A 25,992-nucleotide genomic window follows, 5' to 3' on the forward strand; every position below is an offset into this window, starting at 1 on the left:
ATTATGCATTTTCCATTTCAATACGATTGCCATTTTCTGTTGGGTAGAAGTGGAGATATCCCCTATTCCCATAAATATCAAAGATGCTGATATAGCATTTGTCGTCACGCAGGTAGGATGCTGTTGCAGATGAGATGCTTAATCTAATCAAATTAAGCTTCCCGGCACGCTTATTGTAAACAAGCGGGATCCTGGTTTTATCTTCAAGAATGATATCATACGTTCCTTCAGGACCAACATTGTAGCAATACTGCCGATATTCGCTTTCAGCGATATCCATGAGATAATAATTAGCTTGTGTGTAAACAGAATATACGGTTTTTTTGATATCAATGGAGGGAATCGACGCATAATAATCGTCCTGATCAACATGATGGTTGCCGTAATCAGCAGAACTATCATCTACACGCTCAAAATCAAGATCGGTGTAATCATATGAGATGGGTGGACGCGGTGTGATGGTTACACCAGAGTCAAATTGAGTGCCTAACCCAGTGGTAAAATAGGTATCGAAGTTATCGGGAGTCAAAAATGCACAAAAGGTTCGAGAGAACACTTCATACTCTTTACATCCCATGTAATAAGTAATAGTTTGATGCTGTAATTGGCTGTTTTGCTCCGATGTTAACGCCTCTTTACATTCAAGATGTTGAATGCTAGCAGTAATAAACTCTCCTGGTTCATCACTATAGATCCAACCATCCGACAGATTGTTTTGGCTGAAAAATTTTCCTGTATGATAGTCCCCCACAAAAACACACTGGAGAATCTGTTCTTTTGTTAAAATAATCTGATTATAATTAATATCAGTAACCACAAAATCAATGATTAATGCAACCTGATTGCGTTCATTCGCATAAAGATAATCACGATCGCTGCCTGAACTTAAGCTTACATTAAGATAAGAAACATACTCAAATAACTTACTCATATTTCCCTCAAAAATATATTAATTTGCGTGAGCTATCATAAACAGCTTTAACCCATTCAATAAATCAATAAAGATAAAACAATATAAACAACCACAAATATTCTTAATTTAGATGGGGATCATGGAAGCCAACAGGGTTTTGTCGGCTTCCATATTGATTACGCGTTAGTTTTTACAGTTGAAAACCATGGTACTAAGCTGTTCTTATTCACCAGACGAACGCCGGTTTGCTTAAGTTGGGTTACCAGCGGTGATAAAGCATCAGTCATATCACTGGAACGAGATACATATTTAACTCGTGATTCAGTTTCCTCCACAGTTTGCATACCATTACTGGAATAGTAATGTTTCATTCGAGTCAATGACTTGAGGTCCCCGGAATCTGGCTGTACATTATTATTATCGTATGGCTGGCTTCCACTTTTGGCTGACGTTGAGTCCTCTTTCTTTTGCGAGACGAAATCATAGACTTTCACTCCCAATCGTGTACCGCCAGTTGCCACGTGATAAGCAACACTAAACGCAGTGGAATCCGTAATTTCCAAATAGCGATCTGCCGTTTTGATAAGAAGGCCACGAGTATCATGTATCTTATTCACAACATAAGACCCAGTATGCCCGCGCGCCTTCGACCACAACTCGACGATCGTTTCCGGCGCTTGCTTAATATATCCCGGAACTTTAGGAATGACGCTGCCAAAACTGATAATTGAGCAAGCTTTAGAAACCCAGCCAAAAGCATTTGATAGCTCTGGGTTAGTCTCCTCGAGCGCTGTCGAAGTTATCGATGCAACATCACCGATAACACCTACTGTACCCAACACAATGGTGGCAATTCCCGCAGAGGCCGCTGCTGCTGCGACACCTCCAGCCACAATGATCGCCGCGCCTGCCGTCACAATGGTCAACACCAGACTCAGCACACTGAGCCCAATACTTACCCCCGCCTGCCAACTCATATGCCCCGTAGGATCCACAAAATTAATAGGATCATTCTGGCAATAAGCATAGGGATTAATGCCTCCGAAACCAAATGGAGACCAGGAATCCGGGGTATTAAAACGCATCAACTCAGGATTATAGGCGCGATAACCGTTTCCCAGATGATAGTATCCTGTAACTGCATCCCGTAGTTTTCCATTAAAAGCAGGGCTCATGGCAGTTAATACATCTGTAGATAGAGAGCCAAATGCAGTGAAGGAAGCATCAGTGATTGAACGAGTATGTGAATCAATTAAGCTTAGCGGCGTCCCTTTAAAGTCTGTCAGGAATATTTGTGTCTGTTCTGGATTAACATTTGCCAGCATATTTTCTGCTATTTTGACGAATGCAATATCCTGTGATGCCTCCTCATCATATTCAGCCACAACACTTTCACCACGATAGTAAATATTCTTGCTGCCATCAGATACGGTGTCCTGCCGGATCAACCGATCCAGAGCATCATAGCGATAGGTTGCCAGTGTATTTCCCGCTTGCTGAACATGACTAATTCGACCAAGATTGTCGTAAGCAAGCTGATGCCCAACTTCATTAATTGTCAAACGCCCAGAGAGGTCATACTTCAAAATCACCTCTAAGGGGTAGCTGCTATGGGAATTAGATATACGTTTCAACTGGCACGGATCGGTTTGGTCATAATAATAAACAGCGTCATTAACCCCTTCAGAAAAAATAGTTTGGATGGATTGAATATTCCCTAATTCATCATATGTAAAAACCTGAGACTGGATGCTGTTACCATATTTGTCTGTAGGCTGCAGACTTCCGGTAGCAGAATAAGTATATAGTTGATTGCGATTCGTATAGGAATAGTTTTCAGTCAGTAAAACGTTGTCTCCCTGCCGCGTAATACGGGTCTGTAACTTATCATCAGGAAAGTAGAGTTGTTCAATTGAACGACTATCATTACCTGATTTGAAATTTCGAATCCATTCTCGTCCAAAATAATCATAGATAATATCAACGACACTTTCCACATTGGTATTATTGTCTTTTGTCGTGATTTTACTAACACGCCCAAGTGTATCAAATTCATTTTCCGTACTAATGGCGCCATCATCCATATGCCAGCACTGACCAAGTGTATTAAACTTAAGGTGCCGAACATCATTCGCAACGCCAACATAGTTAGTTAATACCCCTTGAGGAGAGAAGGTATAACCGGTTGATACTGTCCGGCCATTATCGGTAATAGTTTCGCTAGATAATGATGAATCTGAATTATAGGTATTTACAAAACGAGCGCCTTCGACAGTTTGTCCGCTCAATACATCACCGGTCGCTGGGTCGTAGCTAAGCTCCTGGAGAATAAGCCCATTGCCATCTTTTACCTTCTTAACTACATAGGCTAATTCAGGGATATACTCATATTGTAGTACCTCACCATCTGGCCTGATAGTTTGGTAAGGATATTTACTATCATAATCATAAAAATACTGTTCGAGGCGGTTAGCAACGTTTGATTCTTTCAAACGGCCCAGACCATCAAATTTTTGCTCACCTATTAGCTGTCCATTGACGAGAATTCGTGTTGTTAGTTTTTCCGTTGTATGTGGCGCATAAAATTTCCGAATAATAGTACCATCAGCCAATATGGTGTTTTTGACGCGGCCATAACTATCATACTCGTATGATAGTGAATAATTATTCTCATCGAGGATTTCTCTTAGCTGCCTCAATCCATCATACTTGAGTTTTTTCAGACCAATAGATTCGCCCTTTTCATCAATTTTTGCTTGCGCAATAACATCTCCATTTACATTATAGGTTGTGACGACTTTACCAGTAAAAGCATCAGGTGATTCCTGCCAAAGCATCGCTTGCAAGGTAATAGGATTATACTCATTATATTCATAATGACCATCATTATAACTAATGCAGTTAACGATCCCCCAGTTATTATATGACATAGTCTGAGAGACAACAGCAGTAACATCATCATACTGATCATGTCTTTCATTATAATGCTCACGTCCAAATTCATCATATTGTCTTGTTAATAAAATCATCCAAACATTATTTATAAGCTTCAGCTGCTGAATGAGATTACCCAAACCATCATATATATTCTTGGAAATATTCCCTTTTTCGTCAGTGACAACCATCACTGGTGCAAAAACACCCTCCTCTAATTCTTCCATTTGGTAAGAATAGTAAACATTGGCTTCATATTCAGTATTTTTATTTTTTATACTTTGTATAATTCGATCTTGCTCATCATAGTGGTATTCCAGAGTATTACCATCACTATCCGTGACAATGAATTCCTTTAATGACAACGGATAGTATGTTACCTTTGTTGATGTGGAGTTATCAGAATTATAATCATATGGATAAAAGATGACATCCCGGGTAGCAAAATCGTTTTCTTCTTGCCAGGTTGTTTCCTCTACCGAAACATAATTTAGTTCCTCCCCTTCTTCACCCGCTTTTTCAATAGTCTTTTTGTTAACGCGTCCATAATACGGAGATGAGTTATCCTCCAGGTATTCAGGCACAACCCTCATGAGAAGGTTATCATTGGCAAGTGAGAGTTCAGCGCTTTTTACGACAGCTCTTTCCAGGTGCTCTTTAGCACCAGTAGCAACAGCTATATTGCTATAGGTATAATATTTTACTTTGATTACTGCAGTGAAGTCTGATGGTGCAGGAGTAATAATCTCTCTTTTGATATAACGACAGAAGCCATGAGGATCAGCCGGACATTCGGCGCTGGCAGTAGCAGGATAATATTCCCATGACGTTTTTTTACCATCAGATTCCGTCTGACTCAAAATATTCCCTTCGGTACTATACTCATACGTTGTTATTTCGCTACGTGCAGCTCCAGTAACGATATCACTAAACGTGACGACCTTGTTTTTTTGACACAGAAAATTTCCAGGTTGCTGATCATATGTCGCATTTTCGATAGCATAATAATCTGTAGTAGTCAGCTGCTGAGAACTACTTTGAAGTATTTTTTCTTCTCGTAGCAAGTGGAATTTATCAAAAACTCGGCGCGTAACAATGAGTTCATCCGCGCTACTCATTCTCTCTTCACTCCAGTATTTATAATCAACTGCAATATTGTATAAATAATCACTCCCGGAAGACCATGGCGCGGTGAGTCCATATCCCAGAAAATTATTCGTTGAATACTGATAAGTCCGCGTAATAGGCGGCTGTAAAGCACCTGGGGAGCGCGTATGCGAGGTGACCCGAGGCAGAGAGGCTTGTTTCGCTGTCCCTGGAAATTGAATTTGGTTCGCTACATAAATGACACTTTCTGACATTCCCGACGGGGTACTCATTCCTTTAAGCAAAGTAATTGTACCAATTGTTTGATACTGAAGATTCCACTGTGGGCTATCAGTGTCTTTTAAAATGCTGAAAGAAGTTAATTGATTATTCGTTTGAATAATTCTAATGTTTTTTTCCTCAATACTGCCTGGCCATACAGTGATAGCAGTAAAACCACTATAAGTAATTTTTAATAGTGTATTATCTTCATCTTTGATAGCCTGAAGTTGAGGATAAGAAGTGGCCAGGTTCCACTGAATATTAAGCGCGCGGCCCACTGGAGAATAAATAGTCTGGGGTACTTTGATATTATTCACACTTGTAGGTGAACTCAGAATCTCAACGACACCCGTTTTATAAATTAATTTATAGTGGTCAGCAAACTTCTGAAACTTGATATTGTCTAATTTATTTTCCTGAATAAGCACCGATGAGCTATTTTCTACGATCTTATACTGATCGCCATTAGCAGTGACCAGTAGTCCGTTTAATTTATCATAATATGTCAGTCCTAAACTCCATCCCTGACCAAAGCCACGATTCAGGGAATCTAATGGTAAATAGCTTAAGGTAATGTCCTGAACCGGGCCGATGCCATGATTCGCGGCAATACTGACTATTGGAAAATTTGATTTATATAATCCAGTGCGAATATCGACTTCAGATTGCTGAGAGCCTGTAAAGTTACTTGCCTGTGAATAAAAATTTTGCGTCATAATCGTTCCTTACGTGGTTAATATATTTTTTGACCCAGTAAGGATACTCAACATAAGATGACACCAATAATAAAAAATGATAAATATAGATAACAACCTTATCACAAAATACAATATGATATATCAATAGCTATTGATACCGGCTTAGTCTGTTTGGCATATTTTATAAGCCATATAAATATGGGTATTAAACGATTTTCACTAGTTTTAAATTAACCATCACTTAATTTACATGTTAAGGCATGATTAATTATTATTATTTTTGTGATCATCATGGCTGATCTCATATAAAAATGATAATCTGATTATTCTTTGATTGTCTTCGATATTTTTTATGCCTATCATCTAGGAAATTCCTTATCACTAAATAGCGAAATGACATTATATTTAATTAATAAACATTGCTTATTCAACTCAGCAACCAATGAGTTATGTAATAATATAAATCATGAGATTGTAAAAATGACAAGCATGCGCGTGAAGTGCCTGGTGTTCTTATTACAACATGCACATCATGAGGCGATTGACAAAGAGCAGCTTGCATTGGCCGTTTGGGGAGAAAGAGGACAATATGTAACCGCATCAAATTTAACACAGTTAATCTATCTTGTCAGAAAAGATCTTAAGACATGCGGTATCTCTGATTTTTTAGAAACCATACCTCGACATGGTTTTCGCATCAATAGAAATGCAGATATTCAGATACAATACCAACAGAAAAAAAACAGTAGCAAATACAACATGATTTACCAATTTATTCTAACTTTATTCGTTTTTTTCACTCCATAATCCATGAAAAAGGGATATTTAGTTATCCCTTATTTTCATAAATTACTATACATTTATGAAATTAACTTTCATTTCAGTTAGAAAATTTTTAATACTTTCTAATTTACTACTTTTTGTCACATATAAAGCATAGACATTTATAGTTTTGAGTTTCAACTCTACGGGGGGATCTATCATATAAAGATCAAATCGTCTTTTCTTTACAAAATAATGCGCTATTTTTGATGGGATAACTGCGATCATTGCAGATTGCTCAACGGCATTCAATAATCCAACAACCGAATTGCTTCGATAGCCGGCTTTTCTGGCATTCATCAATCCCAGACTATTTGATAATAACTCTACACTCTCTTCCAGACTTGTGGTTAACATGCCATGATAATACATAGCATGTATACTCGAGTAAAATGTATGCAAGGATAATTTTTTCACTTCCATTAATAAACTTTCTTTTCCATATATACATACGTACTCTGAATAGTTGTCGATAACAGTACATTCTACACCATCACATTTTACGGGTAAAAATGTAAATAATATATCAACATTTCCTTTTACAAGATGCTTTATCAACATCATTTGATCCAGACTGTCTGTATTGCAGTGGTTGATTTTGTAACGATTATAAAAATCCGCATTCGCTATTTGAGGAATGTAAAAATTTTCAAACAAATCGCCCCCCATAATCACTAAGTCGTTATCTTTCTCTGCAATTAGTTCGCTGGATTTTAAAGAACCTTCTATAGCAGCTATAACCTGGCTATATAAACGATGCAGTTCCTTACCATGCATAGTAGGATTTAATCCTTTGCGTGTTCGCGTAAAAAGTGCTTCATCAAATAATAACTGCATTTTACTGATTGACTGGGATACTGAAGCAGGAGTAACACCGAGTGTTTGTGCGGCAGGCGTAACCCCACCCTCTTTAATCACAGCGTCAAATACTTTGATCAAATTATAATCAAAAAAAGCTCTATCTCTACTGTTAATCATCGTGTTTCTCAATATCAATAAATATCAATTTGATTTCAAAGATTAACAACACTCAAGAATTATACAAATTATTAAATTTTATGATAAACATATAATTCATAAATGACAAAAATTAATGGCGATAAGTAACAATCTATTCAGCGCATTCCATAAAAAAATATAGAATCACATCAAGATATAAAAATATATTTTTTTAGTATTTTTTAGTTTAATTAACCATCACCTCACAGATATGATCCATGAAGGCTTTCACTTTTATGGAACACATGATGACTAGGTATTTACTCAACAAACACTATATATTCGACGAGGACAATAATGAAATCAGAGATGCCAATAGCGATAATTTCGTTAAGATATCTCATTTGAGGTCTAAAGCGCTTGGCTATATTTTACAAAACGCACATGAACAGATTATTGAAAGAGAAAAAATTTCCTATGCCATTTGGGGTAAAAGAAGTGAGCACATTAGTCCGGCAAACTTAACGCAACAACTTTATCTTATCAGAAAGGAACTGCGTAGTATGGGGGTTCCGGAATTATTTACTACCTTACCTCGTCTTGGTCTAAAGCTAAATAATGACGTTACAATTAGCCTGGATGAGCCCCCTGCAGGAGACGTACACAACTCCAGTAAAAAATATAGCCACCGAACCATGACTATTTTTCAGATTGGATCGTTGTTGATTTTATGTTCACTCATTATTTTCTGTCTATGCCGGTGAAATATGAAAAATGATATATTCGACAAAATATTAGACACTGAAGGTGGTTATGTAAATAATCCGGCAGACCGGGGTGGACCAACTAATTGGGGGATTACTGAGTCAACTGCAAGACACTTCGGTTTTGCTGATATCAAAAAAATAACGCGTCAACAGGCTTATTCAATTTTAGAGAATGCCTATTGGCTGAAACCTCACTTTGACGAAGTTGCAAAATTGTCACCAGTGCTTGCCTACGAACTCTGCGATTCTGCGGTAAACCTTGGACCTTCAGTACCGATATGTTGGCTACAGCGTTGGCTCAATGTATTTAATCACCAGGGTAAGGACTTCCGCAATCTGGATATCGATTGTCGTATTGGGCCAAGGACGATAGATGCACTAAAGGCTTATTTATCAATAAGAGGCGATGAAGGTGAAAAAATTTTACGCCTCGCCCTGAACTGCTCTCAAGGTAACCATTACCTGGAGATTTGTGAACTGCGAAGTCAAAACGAAACCTTCATTTATGGCTGGCTTAAGAATAGAGTTTTATTTCCGAATACTTAACCAGTAGAACGCAAAAAAAACCAGCGATGATATTTATCTCATCGCTGGTTTTAAAGACAATATACTTGTTAGCGCGTCAGATCGTCAAAGAACTTTTTCACGCCATCGAAGAAGCTTTTAGAGCGCGGGCTGTTTTTCTCACCCGTCGGGCCACCAAAGCTTTCCTGGAGCTCTTTAAGCAACTGTTTCTGCTTGTCGTTCAGCCCAACCGGTGTTTCCACCACGACGCGGCACAGCAGGTCGCCCTGCGCACCACCGCGAACGGATTTCACACCCTTCCCGCGCATACGGAACAGTTTGCCGGTTTGGGTTTCACCAGGCACTTTCAGGTTAACGCGACCGTCCAGCGTCGGCACCTCGATTTCTCCGCCCAGCGCCGCCATAGCGAAGTTAATCGGCACTTCACAATACAGGTTGTTACCTTCACGCTCGAAGATAGCGTGCTGTTTTACCTGCACCTGAACGTACAGATCGCCTGCCGGTGCGCCGTGCTCGCCAGCTTCACCTTCGCCGGAAAGACGAATACGGTCGCCGGTATCCACGCCCGCCGGGATTTTAACCGACAGGGTTTTGGTTTTCTCTACGCGACCATGACCATGACATTTGTTGCACGGATCTTTGATCAACGTACCGCGGCCCTGACAGTGCGGACAGGTCTGCTGTACGGCGAAGAAGCCCTGACGCATCTGTACCTGGCCTGCACCATGACAGGTTGGGCAAGTTTGCGGCTGGGTACCCGCTTTAGCACCGCTGCCGTGGCAGACGTCGCACTCTTCCAGCGTCGGAATACGGATCTCTTTGGTGACACCACGGACCGCTTCTTCAAGGGTCAATTCCATGTTGTAGCGCAGGTCGGCACCGCGTGAAGCACGCTGACGGCCACGACCGCCGCCGAAGATGTCGCCAAATACGTCACCAAAGATATCGCTGAAATCAGCGCCGCCGCCAAAGCCGCCGCCACCGCCCATACCACCCTGTTCAAAGGCAGCATGACCGTACTGGTCGTAGGCCGCACGCTTCTGCGCGTCGGTCAGGATTTCGTAAGCCTCTTTAATTTCTTTAAATTTGGCTTCGGCCTCTTTATCACCCTGGTTGCGGTCCGGGTGATATTTCATGGCCAGGCGCTTGTACGCCTTTTTGATTTCACGCTCTTCCGCAGTTTTGGAAACGCCTAAAATCTCGTAATAGTCTTGCTTTGCCATTGGTTTTTATCTGCCCCTAACATGCATGAACGGGCGGAGAGGAAACCCTCTTCGCCCGTGTCAGTAATTACCCAATCAAAGGGCGATTATTTTTTATCTTTTACTTCTTCGAACTCTGCATCGACAACGTCGTCATCTTTAGCATTGTTCGCGGAAGCGTCAGCGCCTGCTGCGCCAGCCTGCTGCTGTGCATGCTGCTGCTGAGCGATTTCCATCAGTTTCTGGGAAACCTGTGCCAGCGCCTGCATTTTCGCTTCGATATCGGCTTTGTCTTCGCCTTTCAGCGACGTTTCCAGCGCAGTCAGTGCAGACTCGATAGCGGTTTTGTCATCAGCCGGCAGCTGTTCGCCTGCTTCTTCAACCTGCTTACGGGTGCTGTGCAGCAGATGGTCACCCTGGTTACGCGTCTGAACCAGTTCTTCGAACTTACGGTCAGATTCGGCGTTCGCTTCCGCTTCGCGCACCATTTTCTGGATCTCTTCTTCGTTCAGGCCAGAAGAAGCCTTGATGGTGATTTTCTGCTCTTTACCGCTATTTTTATCTTTCGCGGAAACGTGCAGGATACCGTCAGCATCGATATCGAAGGTGACTTCGATCTGCGGCATGCCGCGCGGTGCCGGGTTGATACCATCCAGGTTGAACTGACCCAGAGATTTGTTATCAGACGCACGTTTACGTTCACCCTGAATCACATGGATGGTTACCGCAGACTGGTTGTCTTCAGCAGTAGAGAACACCTGGCTGTGTTTCGTCGGGATCGTGGTGTTTTTGTTGATGAGCGGAGTCATCACACCGCCCATGGTTTCGATACCCAGAGACAGTGGGGTAACGTCCAGCAGCAGTACGTCTTTCACTTCACCCGTCAGTACACCACCCTGAACCGCAGCACCAATTGCAACTGCTTCATCCGGGTTCACGTCTTTACGCGGCTCTTTACCAAAGAATTCAGCGACTTTCTTCTGAACCATTGGCATACGTGTCTGACCACCTACGAGGATAACGTCGTTGATATCAGATACGGACAGGCCAGCGTCCTGCAGTGCGACTTTCAGCGGGTCGATAGAACGGTTAACCAGATCTTCAACCAGGCTTTCCAGTTTCGCACGCGTTACTTTAATGTTCATGTGTTTCGGACCGGTCGCGTCTGCAGTGATGTACGGCAGGTTAACGTCGGTCTGCTGAGCGGAAGAAAGCTCGATTTTCGCTTTTTCTGCTGCTTCTTTCAGGCGCTGCATGGCCAGCGGGTCGTTACGCAGGTCAATGCCCTGATCTTTCTTAAACTCGTCAACGAGGTAGTTGATCAGACGGGTATCGAAGTCTTCACCACCCAGGTGGGTATCACCGTTGGTTGCCAGAACTTCGAAGGTTTTTTCGCCGTCAACTTCGTCGATTTCGATAATAGAGATATCGAAAGTACCACCACCCAGGTCGTACACCGCGATAGTGCGGTTGCCGACTTCTTTATCCAGGCCGTAGGCCAGTGCGGCAGCGGTCGGTTCGTTGATGATACGTTTTACTTCCAGACCTGCGATACGGCCAGCATCTTTGGTTGCCTGACGCTGAGCATCGTTGAAGTATGCAGGTACGGTGATAACCGCTTCCGTTACCGGTTCGCCCAGGTAATCTTCAGCCGTTTTCTTCATTTTTTTCAGCACTTCAGCAGAGATCTGCGGCGGTGCAGTTTTGGTGCCTTTCACATCCAGCCATGCGTCGCCATTGTCTGCGGCAACGATTTTGTACGGCATGATAGAAACGTCACGCTGAACTTCTTCGTCCTGGAAGCGGCGGCCAATCAGGCGTTTAATCGCAAACAGGGTGTTTTGCGGGTTTGTCACTGCCTGACGTTTAGCCGGCTGACCAACCAGAGTTTCACCATCCTGGGTATAAGCAATGATAGAAGGTGTGGTGCGATCGCCCTCGGCGTTCTCCAGCACACGTGCAGTAGTGCCATCCATAATCGCTACACAAGAGTTGGTAGTACCCAGGTCGATACCAATAATTTTACCCATCTAAACGTCTCCACTAAAAATTCGGTCAACATGTGGTTGTGAATCTGTAATAAGGGCGAAACGTGCCGTTTCAACTGCCCTGAATCGTTTTTTTTCAGACTCACCACTGCGGTTGACTACAAGATGGGGTCGTAACCGCATCCATCAAGGGGGAAAGGTAAAAAATTTTTTGTATTGCTAAACAGACGGCGGAAAAAAACGCGATAAACAGAAAGCGATGTTTGCGGGTATTTATTTATCAAATGAATTAATAACATCAAATCATTCATTAACTGATTGATAATCAAGATAAACAGGCACTAAAAGCTCAACTCCCACTTATTGAAATCATTATCCTGCGAGGAATAAAACCTTTTTATGCCAGGGATAATCATGACGCCATTCACCCATGCCTCCGCCAGCCTGTTATTAAGCCTGCTGCTGGTCAACGCGGCCCACGCCAACGATCACAAACTATTGGGCGTGATTGCGCTCCCCCGCAATGAAACCAACGATCTGACACTCAAGTTGCCCGTTTGCCGGGTCGTCAAGCGTATCCAAATCACCGTGGGCCACGGTGATGCGCAGCTCAGCGGGGCCTCCGTCTACTTTAAAGCGGCCAAAAGCGCCAGCCAGAGTTTATCGGTGCCATCCGAACTGAAAGAAGGCGTCACGACAGAGTGGATCAACATAAACAGCGACAATGACAACAAGCGCTGCGTGTCAAAAATCACCTTCTCCGGCCATACGGTGAACTCCTCCGATATGGCGACGCTGAAAATTATCGGCGATGACTAACATCGTCTCTCCTCCACATACTAAATAGTCAGCAATTTATGAACGTCCCCTATCTTAACGATGACGATCTGCAGTTTCTTCAACACTGTAGCGAGGAGCAACTGGCAAGCTTTGCCCGGTTGCTAACCCATAATGAAAAAGGTAAACGCCGTTTATCCAGCGCCCTGTTGCATAACGAACTGTTTATGGCGATGGACGGACATCCAGCGCGGCACCGGCAAAACTGGCAATTGATTGCCGGTGAACTCCAGCATTTTGGCGGAGACAGCATCGCCAATAAATTTCGCGGACACGGGAAGCTGTATCGCGCAATCCTGGTAGACGTCGCTAAGCGATTGAGTCTGAAAGCGGATAAAACCATGTCCACCTGGGAAATTGAGCATGAACTGCTGGCCCATTTTATCCGCCGCTGCTGGAAAAAAATGACCGACGCACAGAAGGGACGCTTTCTGGAAGCCGTAGAATGCAGAGTTCATGAGCTTGAAACCTTGTTACCACAGCTTATCCAGTCACCGAAGCTGTCGCACGGGGTTTCACACCTGTTAGGGGATCAACTCGGCCATATTTTGCGTACTCATGCCGCCGTCAGCGTCATTGGCCACGGCATGATGCGCGGCGTGGGTCTTGGAGGCCCGGTCGGCGCGGCGGTCAACGGTGTGAAGGCCATGAGTGGCAGCGCTTATCGGGTGACGATCCCCGCCGTATTACGTATCGCCTGCCTGCGGCGAATTATCGAAAACGAGCGGTTAAGTACGCATCAATGATAAAAGGGGGAAATATTTCATTTTCCCCTGATCAGATCATAGACAGCCCCACTTCGCCTGATTATTATGCCGCGCCCCGCTGCCTGTATCGTTGCGCGGGAAAATTATTTCACCATTTAATGATGATTTTTTGAGGAATTATGGGCAACACTAAGTTGGCTAATCCGGCTCCGCTGGGTCTGATGGGTTTCGGCATGACCACTATTTTGCTGAACCTGCACAATATTGGGCTTTTCCCGATGGATGGCATCATCCTGGCGATGGGCATTTTTTACGGCGGTATCGCGCAAATTTTTGCCGGCCTGCTGGAATTTAAGAAAGGCAATACCTTCGGTTTAACCGCCTTTACCTCTTACGGTTCCTTCTGGCTGACGCTGGTCGCGATTCTGCTGCTGCCGAAAATGGGTCTGGCCGACGCGGCTGATGCGCATTTCCTGGGTGTATATCTGGGCCTGTGGGGCGTCTTCACCCTGTTCATGTTCTTCGGTACGCTGAAAGGCGCGCGCGCGTTGCAGTTCGTCTTCCTGAGTCTGACCGTACTGTTTGCCCTGCTGGCAATCGGCCACCTGGTGGATAACGAAAGCATCGTTCATGTTGCAGGCTGGATTGGCCTGGTGTGTGGCGCCAGCGCCATCTACCTGGCGATGGGTGAAGTGCTGAACGAACAGTTTGGCCGCACCGTACTGCCGATTGGTGAGTCTCACTAATCGCTGTGGCTCCTGCCTGCGGGCAGGAGCGCTATCCGGCGTTAGTGCGCCAGCGTTTCCAGTTTCTCTTCCGATAATCCCGTCAACTGTAAAACCTGCATTCGATCGATACCACTTGCGATCATCGCCTGAGCAATTTTAAACGTGGCCTCTTCGCGGCCTTTTTCAAGGCCTTGCACCAGGCCTTGTTCAAGCCCTTGTTCAAGCCCCTGCGCCAGCCCTTCCTGTCTCAGTTCCTCAGCTAATGTCATGATAACGTCTCCCTGCTGCGATACGTTTTTCGCCAGTTCGCGAAAAAATGCGCTTTTATCTTCGGTGAAACCGACCTGTAGGATATACGTCAGCGCGGTGCGCAGCTGACTGTCTGAAGTGTATCCCGCCTGTAAAAGCTTGACCAGCGATGCCGTCAGGGCCATGAGATCGCGCTGGCGAATATGCTTTTGCAGGAACTCAAGAGATGTATATCCAAAAAATCGCGCGCCGCATCTGGCTGCGTCATCACCTGGCGAAAAAAGGCATCATGCGGCCCAGCGGAGACTTTCCCTGTCATCGTTTCCTCCTGATAAGCTTGCTTGCGGCGCAGTATCTACTCGCCGAGCGTACCTGTCAGGAATGCGTGTCTATTCTGGAAGCCTGCTCGTAATTCCCCTCCTCCTGCGCATCCTGGCGCAACGCCATCCCCAGCAGCAGGCCCAGTAGCGACAACGCCAGTACGTACCATGCCGGAGCGAGCGGCGAGACGCTCATCAGCAACGTCACCACTACTGGCGTCAGGCCGCCAAAAATGGCGTACGAGACGTTATAAGAAAAGGAGATCCCGCTAAAACGCACAGCCGGAGGAAACGCGCGCACCATAACGTAAGGCACCGCGCCGACCACGCCGACGCACAGGCCGACCAATCCATAAAGCACAAACAGGTGCTGCGCGCTGAGCCCGGCAAAATGGTAGAAAATCCAGCTGGAGATGCCCAGCAGCAGGCTGCCGAAGATAAAGGTACGGCTGGCCCCCCACTTATCCGCCGCCAAACCGGCGAGCAGGCAGCCAAAGCAGAGCATCACGGTCGCCAGACTGTTAGCCTGAAGCGTCAAGGCAGGTGCAAAACCGTAATGCTTTTGCAGCCAGACCGGCGACATCAGGATCACCACCACAATCCCGGCTGAGAGCAGCCAGGTCAGTAGCATTGACACCACCACGGCTCTGCGATGGCGGACTACCACGGCCTTCACCGGCAACTCCTGCGCCAGCGTCTTACGCTGCTGCATTTCGAGAAAAATGGGCGTCTCCTGCAACCAACGCCGCAGGTACATCGCCACCAGCCCAAATGCGCCGCCCAGCAGGAACGGGATTCGCCAGCCACCATCGTGAATAGTTTGCGTCGTCATGCTGGTGTTAATTAACGTCGCCACTACAGAGCCAAGCAAAATGCCAACCGTCAGCCCCGCCGTCAGCGTTCCGCAGGCGATACCAATACGCCGCGCGGGCACATGTTCAGCGACAAACACCCATGCCCCCGGCACTTCGCCGCCAATCGCCGCCCCCTGAAGAATGCGCATCAACAGCAAAAGCAACGGCGCGGCAAGCCCGGCACTGGCATAGGTTGGTAGCAGCCCCATCGCCAGCGTCGGCAGAGCCATCATCAAAATACTCAGGGTAAACATCTTCTTACGCCCGACGATGTCGCCGAAATGCGCCATCACAATGCCGCCCAGCGGGCGCGCCAGATACCCCGCCGCAAAGATGCCAAAGGTTTGCACCTGGCGTAGCCATTCGGGGATATCCGCCGGGAAGAAAAGCTCGCCGATGACAGCCGCGAAGAAGACGAAAATGATGAAGTCGTAAAACTCCAGCGCCCCGCCAAGGGCAGCGAGCGTCAGGGTTTTATAATCCTGTCGATTGAGAGGTCGTGCGTAGTGTGACATGAAACCTTCGCCCCTTACGGCATATGTAAACTAAAAGTTAATATACCGTAAGGAATTTTCCACTCCAGCGGGGCGGAAGGTTATCTCAGGAATGCGTTACTTTCAGGCGTTCGTTTCGCGGCGTGCGCTTTTCGGGCGAAAAGCTGCTACCACCTGGCTGTCGGTTTCAATGTACGGCCCTTCCAGCAACTGTATACAGTAGGGCACGCTGGCAAAGATACCGTTGACCAACACTTTACCTTCCGCATCTTTAACGCCTTCCAGCGTTTCCTCAATCGCTTTCGGCTGTCCTGGCAGATTAAGGATCAACGCCTGTTTGCGGATCACGCCAACCTGGCGGGAGAGGATCGCAGTAGGCACAAAGTGCAGGCTCACCTGACGCATTTGTTCGCCAAAGCCCGGCATCACCCGGTCGGCAATCGCCAGCGTCGCATCCGGCGTGACGTCGCGACGCGCCGGGCCTGTACCCCCGGTGGTCAACACCAGGTGGCAGCTCATCTCATCCACCAGCTCGCACAGGGTTTGCTCAATGATGGGTTGTTCATCGGGGATCAGGCGCGTCTGGAGTTCAAAAGGGGTGGTCAGCGTTTTGCCGAGCCACGCTTCGAGGGCCGGGATACCCTTATCCTGGTAAACGCCGCTGGATGCGCGGTCAGAGATTGACACCAGGCCGATACGTAAAGTGTTCATAGTCATTCCGTTCAAACTTGTACTGTTAGGCGAAATGATACACGGGAATAACGAGCGATCGCATGACACAGATAAAAAAATAACCCGCCTTCGTAACGAAGCGCGGGTTATTTATGCGGAACCTAAGGCTGAATTACAGCAGGTCGCCGATCATTTTTTCCAGTTTTTCCTGGTCGATTGCAAACTTACGGATACCTTCCGCCAGTTTATCAACGGCCATCGGGTCCTGGTTGTGCTGCCACAGGAACTCAGACTCAGTGATACGCGCTGGACGCGCTTTCACTTCGCCGGTGTAAGCCAGTTTACGCTCAATAGCGCCTTCGCTTTCAGCCAGTTCTTTCAGCAGTGCCGGAGCGATGGTCAGGCGGTCACAGCCAGCCAGTTCCAGAATTTCGCCAATATTACGGAAGCTTGCGCCCATCACGACCGTTTCATAGCCGTGCTGTTTGTAATATTCGTAGATTTCGCTCACGGAAACCACGCCTGGATCTTCTGCCGGTGCGTACTCTTTCTTGTCGGTATTGGCTTTATACCAGTCAAGAATACGGCCCACGAACGGGGAGATCAGGAACACGCCCGCTTCGGCGCAAGCGCGAGCCTGTGCGAAGGAGAACAGCAGCGTCAGGTTACAGTTGATACCGTCTTTTTCCAGCTGCTCAGCGGCACGAATGCCCTGCCAGGTGGACGCCAGTTTGATCAGAATACGGTCGTTGCTGATGCCAGCATCGTTGTACAGTTTGATCAGGCGTTTCGCTTTGGCGATAGACGCGTCGGTGTCATAGGAGAGGCGCGCATCCACTTCGGTGGAGATACGGCCCGGGACCAGTTTCAGGATTTCCAGGCCAATGTTTACGGCCAGCTTATCGGTAGCATCGACAACCTGCTGCGCGCGATCGCTGCTCTGGCTACGCGCCCAGGCAATCGCTTCGTCGATCAGTTTACGATACTCAGGGATCTGAGCGGCGCCCAGAATCAGAGAAGGGTTAGTTGTCGCATCCTGAGGCTGATACAGCTTCATCGCCGCGATGTCTCCGGTGTCAGCCACTACGGTTGTGTACTGACGTAGAGATGTCAATTTGTCCGTCATGATAGTGTTTCTCTTTAAACAGCTGTTAGGGGGATGTAACCGGTCTTCTTCGATGATATCACGCCCCAACGTCAGCGCAACTGCCGGAGTCCAGAGAGCGCAGAGTATGATAAACTGATTCATTCAACATTCAGGGCTGGCAACGGTTTGCCCTTAAATTGGTAACGCTTACACGGGCTGAATCGAATCGTGCTTTTCGCGGTTATTTTGCACATCGGGCCCCTGTTTCGGCATAAACAAGAGGACGTTTAATGCCTGATTTCCTGTCTTTTATCGGCGAAATCCTTTGGGGTTCCGTGATGATTTACCTGCTCCTCGGATGCGGAGTCTGGTTTACCTGGCGTACCGGTTACGTCCAGTTTCGCTATATACGCCAGTTTGGCAAAAGTCTGAAAGGTAGTCTGACGCCGCAAAAAGGCGGTTTGACCTCGTTCCAGGTGTTATGCGTCAGTCTGGCCGCACGCGTTGGCAGCGGCAATCTGGCGGGCGTCGCCATCGCTATTACCGTCGGTGGGCCCGGCGCGGTCTTCTGGATGTGGGTTTCAGCCTTTATTGGCATGGCCAGCAGTTTCGCCGAATCTTCCCTCGCGCAACTTTATAAAGAAAAAGACGAGAGCGGTCAGTATCGCGGCGGCCCAGCCTGGTACATGGCGCGCGGGCTGGGGATGCGCTGGATGGGCGTGGTTTTCTCCATTTTCCTGCTGCTGGCCTATGGCCTGATTTTTAACACCGTACAGGCTAATTCGATGGCGCGTGCGCTGGAATTCGCCTTCGATACACCTAAGCTTCTCACGGGTCTGATTGCCAGTCTGGTGGTGATTTTATTGATCACCCGCTCGCTGAAAAGCATCGCGCGCATGATGCAGTGGATTGCGCCGTTGATGTCGCTTCTATGGGTCGGTGCAAGCCTGTTGATCAGTCTGTGGCACGCGGTGGAAGTGCCAGCGCTGCTTGAGATGATCGTGCGTAGCGCATTTGGCTGGCAGGAAGCCGCCGCGGGTGCAGTGGGTTATACCATCAGCCAGGCCTTAACCAACGGTTTTCAGCGCGGTATGTTTTCCAACGAAGCGGGAATGGGCTCAACACCGAATATCGCGGCGGCGGCTGCCTCCTGGCCGCCGCACCCCGCCGCGCAGGGCATCGTGCAGATGATTGGGGTCTTCATAGATACGATTATTATTTGCAGCGCCAGCGCCATGGTGGTACTGCTCTCCGGGCATGATACGGAAATTGTCACCCATAGCGGCATCCATCTTATTCAACAGTCGATGAATCTGCTGGTTGGTAACTGGGGTGCAGGTTTTGTGGCCTTTATCATGGTGCTGTTTGCGACAACCTCCATCGCTGGCAACTATCTCTACGCTAAAAATAATCTCTACTTTTTACAGTTACATACGCGAACCAACGTGTGGATTTTACGCGGTGTTACCGTGTTAATGGTACTGGCGGGGAGCCTGCTCAGCTTGCCTGTGGTCTGGCAACTGGCCGACGTGATCATGGCGCTGATGGCGATCACTAACATGACGGCACTGTTGCTGCTCTCACCGGTGGTGCGCATTATTGCCCGCGACTATCTGCGCCAGCGAAAACTGGGCGTGCAGCCGGTGTTCAATGCCCGCTATTATCCGGATATCGAACAGCAGCTGGCCCCTGGCGCGTGGGATGAGCCGCCGCGTGAATAGCGCGGCAATCACAGCAATCGATCCGCTCACCCGCTTTTTTTGTTAAAGTTGAGTGAAATTTTTAGTAAGGACTGGATATGCTGATTCTGATCTCCCCCGCGAAGACGCTCGATTATCAAAGCGAGCTGGCGACCACGCGCTACACCCAGCCCGAGCTGCTGGACCACTCTCAACAGCTGATTCGCGAAGCGCGGAAACTTTCCGCGCCGCAAATCAAAAAGCTGATGGGCATTAGCGACAAACTGGCGGATCTCAACGCCACGCGCTTCCACGACTGGCAGCCAGATTTCACGCCGGACAACGCCCGCCAGGCGATCCTGGCCTTTAAAGGCGACGTCTACACGGGCCTGCAGGCAGAAACCTTCAGTGAGGCAGATTTCGATTTCGCCCAGAAACACCTGCGCATGCTTTCCGGCCTGTACGGCGTGCTGCGCCCGCTGGATTTGATGCAGCCTTACCGCCTGGAGATGGGCATTCGCCTGGAAAACGCGCGCGGGAAAGACCTGTACCAGTTCTGGGGTGACATCATCACTGAGAAACTGAATGCGGCGCTGGACTCACAGGGCGATGATATCGTGGTCAATCTGGCGTCCGATGAGTATTTCAAATCGGTAAAACCGAAGGCGCTTAAGGGCCGCATTATTAAGCCGGTCTTCCTCGATGAAAAAAACGGCAAGTTCAAAGTCATTAGCTTCTACGCCAAGAAAGCGCGCGGGTTGATGAGTCGCTTTATTATTGAGAACCGCCTGACGAAGCCGGAACAGCTGTCGACGTTTAACAGTGAAGGGTATTTCTTCGATGAGGCATCATCCACGGCGGATGAACTGGTGTTTAAGCGTCACGAGCAGGCATAAACAAAACGGCGCGGTAAATACCGCGCCGTAAAAGCGTTAATGATGGCCATTCCCCTGACCGGGGCGATAATCATTCTTGCCACCGTGATTACCGGGGCCGCCATGGTTATCGTTATGTTTGTGCTTATCACGATTATCATGATGCGGTTTCGGTGGTTTTGGCGGGTTATGCGCATGCCAGCGGTTATCGCGCCACTCATAGTGGTTATTCCAGTAATCACGGTCGCGCCAGTGGCCGCCATCCCAGTAATTACCGTTATTATCACGATCGCCAATCTGGAGCTTCACGGCAGGCACCAGGGTGATTTCTGCTGCATGAACCATCGCCGGAGCCGCCAGCATCATAGACAGTGCAAGGATCACAGGTTTCAACTTCGACATAGGTTATTCCTCATTCATCATCTGCCTTTCGGCCTATGAGATAAGAATAACCTTATAGAACGACGGTTGTTATTCTCCGCAATCCTATTCTGCGATCGCCCGCATCTATTGGTAATTCCTGCGTTTTTCCTGCTTTTTCCTTCCACATTCTCTCCACAATTGCCCGCTTAGCGGGCAATCAGGAGAGGACACCTGCGAATTACGCCTGACGCATCATCAACTGACGCAGCGCGGCAAAGTCCGCCGGCAGGTTATGGGAGAGCAGCGGCAGGTCAGCACGGTCCGCCAGTTCTTTCGGCAGCGGCAGTGTTTCCTGCAAAATTTCTTCCACGCTCTCTTTAAACTTCGCCGGGTGCGCCGTGCCAAGGAACAGACCGTATTCGCCCGGATTAAGCTGATCGCGCAGCGCGCGGTACGCCACCGCCGCGTGAGGCTCAGACAAATACCCCAGCCCGCGCAGTTCGCGCATGGTCGCTTTGGTGGTTTCATCATCCACCGCCGCGTAGCCCAGCTCGTTCAGACGCCAGATTTTGCGGCGGAACAGCTCTTCCACGCGCGGCCAGTTGTTCGGCTGGCTGACATCCATGGCGTTAGACAGCGTCGCCTGCGTCGATTTCGGCGCCCATTCGCCCTGTTGCAGGAAGCGCGGCACGGTGTCATTGACGTTCGTGGCGGCGATAAAGCGTTTCACCGGCAGGCCAAGAGATTTCGCCAGCAGGCCCGCAGTGAGGTCACCGAAGTTACCGCTTGGCACCGAGACCACCAGTTGATTACGGGCTTCCTGCGGCAGTTGTGCGACCGCTTCGAAGTAGTAGCAAATCTGCGCCAGCAGGCGGCTGATGTTAATCGAGTTGGCCGAGTTAAGCCCCAGCGCCACTTTCAGCTCTTCGTCGTCGAAGGCCTGTTTCACCAGCGCCTGACAGGCATCGAAATCGCCGTCGATGGCCACCGTTTCAATGTTGCCGCCCAGGGTACAGAACAGTTTTTCCTGCAACGGGCTGATTTTGCCGCGCGGGTAAAGGATAACCACGCGTACGTTTGGCAGGCCATAAAACGCGTGGGCCACCGCCGCGCCGGTATCGCCAGAGGTTGCCGTCAGGATGGTAACCGGTTTATCGCCGCTGATATGGGTCAGCATCTGCGCCATAAAGCGGCCGCCAAAGTCTTTAAATGCCAGGGTCGGGCCGTGGAACAGTTCCAGACAGCCAACGTCTTCCTGCACCTGGCTTACCGGTGCCGGGAAGGCAAAGGCCGCACGAACGCGCTCTTCCAGCAGCTCCTGCGGGATTTCATCGCCGATGAACGCGGAGAGGATTTTCGCGCTGCGCGGCACGAAGTCCATTTCCAGCATCTCATCCACCTCGGTGAGGTTGAACTCCGGCAGGTCGTGCGGGAAAAACAGCCCCTGATTCTTGCCCAGGCCCTGGGTGATGGCCTGCGCGAAGCTGACCTGCTCGTTGTGATCTTTTAAGTTATAGAGTTTCATCGGTTATCCCACTACTCGTGCGCCCGCCGTGTCCAGCCGGCAAATATGAACGAAGCCTTCCTGATTTTGCAGATAATGTTTGCCCAGCCAGTCGGCCACGCGCTGCGCGGTATCCGGTTTATCACACAGGGCGAACAGCGTCGGCCCTGAACCGGAAATACCACAGGCGAGTGCGCCAATCTCCGCCACCGCCTGGCGTGCCTGGCTGAAGCCCGGCAGCAGTTTGGTGCGATACGGTTCGGCAATCACATCTTTCATCAATTTCGCCGCCAGCAGAGGCTGACGGGAATAACAGGCATGAATAAAACCGGCCAGATGGCGGCCATGCGCAATACAGTCCTGACGGCGATACTGAGCGGGCAAAATCGCCCGCGCTTCCGCCGTCGATACTTTGATACCGGGGTATGCCAGCACCCAAAGCCACTCATCAAACCCCGGAACCTGCTGGCTGATGATGCCGTTTTCTTCAATCATCAGCTGCATGCCGCCCAGATAGCACGGCGCAACGTTATCGTAATGCACGCTGCCAGAGATACGCCCTTCCATCTCGCCCATCAGGGCCAGCATGCGGGTTTCGTCCAGCGGCTTACCGCAGAATTCATTCAGCGCCACCAGCGCCGCCACCACGGAACAGGCGCTGGAACCCAGCCCGGAACCAATTGGCATGTTTTTTTCAAGCGTCATCGCCACCGGAACGGTTTTACCGATTTCCTGGCAGTAACGTTCCCAGCACTGATAAACGATATTCTCTTTTGGCTCAGTCGGTAATTTATCGGCAAAGCGCCCGACATTACGCAGGCTGAAGCTTTCCGCTGCGTCTACCGACACGTTATCGCCCAACAGGCTACCGTCGACAGGCGTCACCGCCGCGCCTAATACATCGAACCCGACGCTCATATTGGCACTGGAAGCCGGGGCATATACTTTGACCATCTTAAACTCCTAACTTCCATGACAGGGTACGTAGCAGGTCAGCGAACACCCCGGCGGCCGTGACGTCGTTCCCCGCACCGTAGCCGCGCAGAACCAGCGGCAGCGGTTGATAATAGTGGCTGTAAAACGCCAGCGCGTTCTCGCCGTTTTTGACTTTGTAGAGCGGATCGTTACCGTCAACGGCGTCGATTTTCACGCGGCACACGCCGTCTTCGTCGATGTTACCGACGTAGCGCAGCACTTTGCCTTCATCACGCGCTTTCGCCACGCGGGCGGAAAATTCGTCATCCAGTTGCGGCAGACGCGCCATAAAGCTTTCGGTATCACCCGAAGCATCGAAGCTTTCCGGCAGCACCGACTCCACCACCATATCACTCAATTCGAGGCTACGTCCGGTTTCGCGGGCTAAAATAAGTAGCTTACGCGCCACGTCCATCCCTGAGAGGTCATCGCGCGGGTCGGGTTCGGTATAGCCCATTTCGCGCGCCACTTTTGTTGCTTCAGAGAAACTCATGCCTTCATCCAGCTTGCCGAAGATAAACGACAGGGAGCCGGAAAGAATGCCGGAAAAACGTTGCAGTTCATCACCCGCATTCAGCAGATTTTGCAGGTTTTCGATAACCGGCAGGCCCGCGCCAACGTTGGTATCGTAGAGGAATTTACGCCGCGATTTCTCTGCCGCGTGGCGCAACTGGTGATAGTAATCCATCGACGAGGTGTTCGCCTTTTTGTTCGGCGTAACCACGTGGAAGCCTTCACGCAGGAAGTCGGCGTATTGATCGGCAACAGCCTGGCTGGAGGTACAGTCAACAATCACCGGATTAAGCAGGTGATACTCTTTCACCAGGCGAATCAGGCGGCCAAGGTTAAACGGCTCTTTTGCTTCTGCCAGTTCCGCCTGCCAGTTTTCAAGATTCAGGCCGTGCACACTGGTGAGCAGCGCTTTTGAGTTCGCCACGCCGCACACGCGCAGGTCGATATGTTTGTTTTTCAGCCATGCCTGCTGGCGCTTGATTTGCTCCAGCAGCGCCCCGCCGACGCCGCCGACGCCGACCACAAACACTTCAATCACCTGGTCGGTGTTGAACAGCATCTGATGCGTGACGCGCACGCCGGTAGTGGCATCGTCATTGCTGACCACCACGGAAATCGAGCGCTCAGACGAGCCCTGGGCAATCGCCACGATATTGATATTGGCACGCGCCAGCGCGGCAAAGAACTTCGCCGAGATCCCGCGCAGGGTACGCATACCATCGCCAACCACAGAGATAATCGCCAGACGTTCCATAATCGCCAGCGGCTCCAGTAGCCCTTCTTTCAGCTCCAGATAGAACTCATCTTCCATCGCCTTCTTCGCCCGCGCGCAATCGCTTTGCGGCACGCAGAAACTGATGCTGTACTCGGACGATGATTGAGTGATCAGCACCACGGAGATACCCGCGCGCGACATGGTGGCAAACACGCGCGCCGCCATGCCTACCATGCCCTTCATGCCGGGGCCGGAGACGCTGAACATCGCCATGTTGTTGAGGTTAGAAATGCCTTTCACCGGTAAATCATCTTCGCTACTGCTGCCGCCAATTAGCGTACCTGGCGCTTGTGGGTTTCCGGTGTTTTTAATCAGGCAAGGGATCTGGAATTGAGCGATGGGGGCAATGGTACGAGGGTGAAGGACTTTCGCGCCGAAATAGGAGAGCTCCATGGCCTCCTGATACGACATACTCTTCAGCAGGCGGGCGTCGGGCACCTGTCTCGGGTCGCAGGTATACACGCCATCGACATCGGTCCAGATTTCGCAACAGTCGGCACGCAAACAGGCAGCCAGCACGGCGGCGGAGTAATCAGAGCCATTACGCCCCAGCACAACCAGTTCGCCCTTCTCATTGCCTGCGGTAAACCCGGCCATCAGGATCATATGGTCAGCCGGGATCTGGCTGGCGGCGATACGGCGGGTGGATTCGGCGATATCGACGGTAGATTCGAGGTAATGGCCCGTCGCCAGCAGTTTTTCGACCGGATCGATAACCGTCACGTTGTGGCCACGAGCACGCAGCAGCCCCGCCATGATGGCGATAGAGAGTTTTTCGCCCCGGCAAATCAGCCCGGCGTTAACGCCGTCCGGGCACTGACCCAGCAGGCTGATACCATGCAGAATGTGTTTGATTTGGGCAAATTCGCTGTCGACCGTTTGTTTGAGTTCAACCAGCGGGAACCCCGGCTGGGCCGCAGCAAGCCCCTGAAGAAGTTCGGAAAAAATGCGTTCAGCGTCGTCGATATTGGAGAGCGCATCCACCCCGCCGATGGTTTTTTCAATCATCGCCACCAGGTGGTTAGTGATTTTCGCCGGGGCAGAAAGCACGGTCGCTACCTGCCCCTGCCTGGCGTTGCTCTCCAGGATATCGGCAACACGCAGAAAACGTTCTGCATTTGCCACTGATGTACCGCCGAACTTCAAGACTCGCATGGTTGTTACCTCGTTACCTTTGGTCGAAAAAAAAGCCCGCACTGTTTAG

At 48.9% G+C, this 25,992-nt stretch carries 23 protein-coding genes and 1 other annotated feature (1 of these 24 running past the window's edge); of the genes, 9 read left to right on the top strand and 14 right to left on the bottom strand.

Going from position 1 to position 25,992, the window contains the following annotated elements; genetic code table 11:
* Position 1 precedes the first annotated feature (1 nt).
* Positions 2-931: a hypothetical protein gene (locus G163CM_RS14435; RefSeq protein WP_231825422.1), complete on the bottom strand. Its 930-nt coding sequence runs from the start codon at positions 929-931 to the stop codon at positions 2-4.
* 158 nt (positions 932-1,089) lie between these two features.
* Positions 1,090-5,931: an RHS repeat domain-containing protein gene (locus G163CM_RS14440; protein ID WP_231825423.1), complete on the bottom strand. Its 4,842-nt coding sequence runs from the start codon at positions 5,929-5,931 to the stop codon at positions 1,090-1,092.
* Positions 5,932-6,393: 462 nt separating this feature from the next.
* Here G163CM_RS14440 and G163CM_RS14445 point away from each other — a divergent pair, with 462 nt between their 5' ends.
* Positions 6,394-6,720 (top strand): winged helix-turn-helix domain-containing protein, encoded by a 327-nt coding sequence (locus tag G163CM_RS14445; RefSeq protein WP_255689003.1) that lies wholly within the window; start codon positions 6,394-6,396, stop codon positions 6,718-6,720.
* A 45-nt stretch (positions 6,721-6,765) separates the two neighbouring features.
* Here the strand turns inward: G163CM_RS14445 and G163CM_RS14450 are convergent, their stop codons facing one another.
* A complete protein-coding gene (locus G163CM_RS14450; protein WP_231825425.1) occupies positions 6,766-7,713 on the bottom strand; it encodes a LysR family transcriptional regulator in 948 nt (315 codons plus the stop codon).
* 239 nt (positions 7,714-7,952) lie between these two features.
* Between G163CM_RS14450 and G163CM_RS14455 the strand changes: the two genes are divergently transcribed.
* Both G163CM_RS14455 and G163CM_RS14460 read left to right on the top strand, forming a co-directional pair.
* Positions 7,953-8,438, top strand: a complete 486-nt coding sequence (locus G163CM_RS14455; RefSeq protein WP_231825426.1) for a winged helix-turn-helix domain-containing protein — start codon at positions 7,953-7,955, stop codon at positions 8,436-8,438.
* A gap of 3 nt (positions 8,439-8,441) precedes the next feature.
* Positions 8,442-8,987 (top strand): glycoside hydrolase family 108 protein, encoded by a 546-nt coding sequence (locus G163CM_RS14460; RefSeq protein WP_231825427.1) that lies wholly within the window; start codon positions 8,442-8,444, stop codon positions 8,985-8,987.
* A gap of 68 nt (positions 8,988-9,055) precedes the next feature.
* Here G163CM_RS14460 and dnaJ read toward each other — a convergent pair whose 3' ends face one another.
* Positions 9,056-10,189, bottom strand: coding sequence for a molecular chaperone DnaJ (gene dnaJ / locus G163CM_RS14465; RefSeq protein ID WP_015965988.1), 1,134 nt, complete (start codon positions 10,187-10,189; stop codon positions 9,056-9,058).
* 86 nt (positions 10,190-10,275) lie between these two features.
* On the bottom strand, positions 10,276-12,198 hold the full coding sequence (dnaK, locus tag G163CM_RS14470) for a molecular chaperone DnaK (RefSeq protein ID WP_231825428.1): 1,923 nt from the start codon (positions 12,196-12,198) through the stop codon (positions 10,276-10,278).
* Positions 12,199-12,570: 372 nt separating this feature from the next.
* Between dnaK and G163CM_RS14475 the strand changes: the two genes are divergently transcribed.
* From G163CM_RS14475 to satP, 3 genes are all read left to right on the top strand, one after another.
* Complete coding sequence (locus tag G163CM_RS14475; protein WP_420851089.1) at positions 12,571-12,975, top strand: DUF2541 family protein; 405 nt, start codon at positions 12,571-12,573, stop codon at positions 12,973-12,975.
* Positions 12,976-13,013: 38 nt separating this feature from the next.
* Positions 13,014-13,739 carry an acidic protein MsyB gene (gene msyB, locus G163CM_RS14480; protein WP_231825429.1) on the top strand — a complete coding sequence of 242 codons (726 nt, stop codon included), beginning with the start codon at positions 13,014-13,016 and terminating at the stop codon, positions 13,737-13,739.
* 140 nt (positions 13,740-13,879) lie between these two features.
* Positions 13,880-14,446 (top strand): acetate uptake transporter, encoded by a 567-nt coding sequence (gene satP, locus G163CM_RS14485; RefSeq protein WP_231825430.1) that lies wholly within the window; start codon positions 13,880-13,882, stop codon positions 14,444-14,446.
* 41 nt (positions 14,447-14,487) lie between these two features.
* On the opposite strand, the gene G163CM_RS14490 is transcribed toward satP, so the two are convergent.
* Both G163CM_RS14490 and G163CM_RS23555 read right to left on the bottom strand, forming a co-directional pair.
* The gene (locus tag G163CM_RS14490; protein WP_231825431.1) at positions 14,488-14,862 is read right to left on the bottom strand and encodes an RpnC/YadD family protein; all 375 of its coding nucleotides are present in this window, start codon (positions 14,860-14,862) and stop codon (positions 14,488-14,490) included.
* Positions 14,853-14,945 (bottom strand): hypothetical protein, encoded by a 93-nt coding sequence (locus G163CM_RS23555; RefSeq protein WP_420851445.1) that lies wholly within the window; start codon positions 14,943-14,945, stop codon positions 14,853-14,855. Before G163CM_RS23555 ends, G163CM_RS14490 begins: the two co-directional genes overlap by 10 nt.
* Here G163CM_RS23555 and G163CM_RS14495 point away from each other — a divergent pair.
* The gene (locus G163CM_RS14495; protein ID WP_231825432.1) at positions 14,904-15,089 is read left to right on the top strand and encodes a hypothetical protein; all 186 of its coding nucleotides are present in this window, start codon (positions 14,904-14,906) and stop codon (positions 15,087-15,089) included. The genes G163CM_RS23555 and G163CM_RS14495 overlap by 42 nt on opposite strands.
* Here the strand turns inward: G163CM_RS14495 and G163CM_RS14500 are convergent.
* From G163CM_RS14500 to tal, 3 genes are all read right to left on the bottom strand, one after another.
* A complete protein-coding gene (locus G163CM_RS14500; protein ID WP_231825433.1) occupies positions 15,053-16,366 on the bottom strand; it encodes an MFS transporter in 1,314 nt (437 codons plus the stop codon). The two genes, G163CM_RS14495 and G163CM_RS14500, sit on opposite strands and share 37 nt — an antisense overlap.
* A gap of 102 nt (positions 16,367-16,468) precedes the next feature.
* Positions 16,469-17,056 (bottom strand): molybdopterin adenylyltransferase, encoded by a 588-nt coding sequence (gene mog, locus G163CM_RS14505; protein WP_149463018.1) that lies wholly within the window; start codon positions 17,054-17,056, stop codon positions 16,469-16,471.
* 133 nt (positions 17,057-17,189) lie between these two features.
* Complete coding sequence (tal, locus tag G163CM_RS14510; RefSeq protein WP_015965996.1) at positions 17,190-18,143, bottom strand: transaldolase; 954 nt, start codon at positions 18,141-18,143, stop codon at positions 17,190-17,192.
* Positions 18,144-18,394: 251 nt separating this feature from the next.
* Between tal and G163CM_RS14515 the strand changes: the two genes are divergently transcribed.
* The gene (locus G163CM_RS14515; protein WP_231825434.1) at positions 18,395-19,825 is read left to right on the top strand and encodes an alanine/glycine:cation symporter family protein; all 1,431 of its coding nucleotides are present in this window, start codon (positions 18,395-18,397) and stop codon (positions 19,823-19,825) included.
* Between the two features lie 77 nt (positions 19,826-19,902).
* Positions 19,903-20,679, top strand: a complete 777-nt coding sequence (gene yaaA, locus G163CM_RS14520) for a peroxide stress protein YaaA (RefSeq protein WP_231825435.1) — start codon at positions 19,903-19,905, stop codon at positions 20,677-20,679.
* A 36-nt stretch (positions 20,680-20,715) separates the two neighbouring features.
* Here the strand turns inward: yaaA and G163CM_RS14525 are convergent, their stop codons facing one another.
* From G163CM_RS14525 to thrA, 4 genes are all read right to left on the bottom strand, one after another.
* A complete protein-coding gene (locus G163CM_RS14525; RefSeq protein WP_274707221.1) occupies positions 20,716-21,060 on the bottom strand; it encodes a DUF2502 domain-containing protein in 345 nt (114 codons plus the stop codon).
* 199 nt (positions 21,061-21,259) lie between these two features.
* On the bottom strand, positions 21,260-22,546 hold the full coding sequence (gene thrC / locus G163CM_RS14530; RefSeq protein ID WP_231825436.1) for a threonine synthase: 1,287 nt from the start codon (positions 22,544-22,546) through the stop codon (positions 21,260-21,262).
* A gap of 3 nt (positions 22,547-22,549) precedes the next feature.
* Complete coding sequence (gene thrB, locus G163CM_RS14535; protein ID WP_015966001.1) at positions 22,550-23,479, bottom strand: homoserine kinase; 930 nt, start codon at positions 23,477-23,479, stop codon at positions 22,550-22,552.
* A 1-nt stretch (position 23,480) separates the two neighbouring features.
* The gene (gene thrA / locus G163CM_RS14540; RefSeq protein ID WP_231825437.1) at positions 23,481-25,943 is read right to left on the bottom strand and encodes a bifunctional aspartate kinase/homoserine dehydrogenase I; all 2,463 of its coding nucleotides are present in this window, start codon (positions 25,941-25,943) and stop codon (positions 23,481-23,483) included.
* Between the two features lie 25 nt (positions 25,944-25,968).
* Positions 25,969-25,992: a sequence feature (Thr leader region), on the bottom strand (it continues 94 nt past the right edge of the window).

The sequence above is a fragment of the Pseudocitrobacter corydidari genome, assembly GCF_021172065.1.
In the GTDB taxonomy this organism is placed as follows: Bacteria; Pseudomonadota; Gammaproteobacteria; order Enterobacterales; family Enterobacteriaceae; genus Pseudocitrobacter; species Pseudocitrobacter corydidari.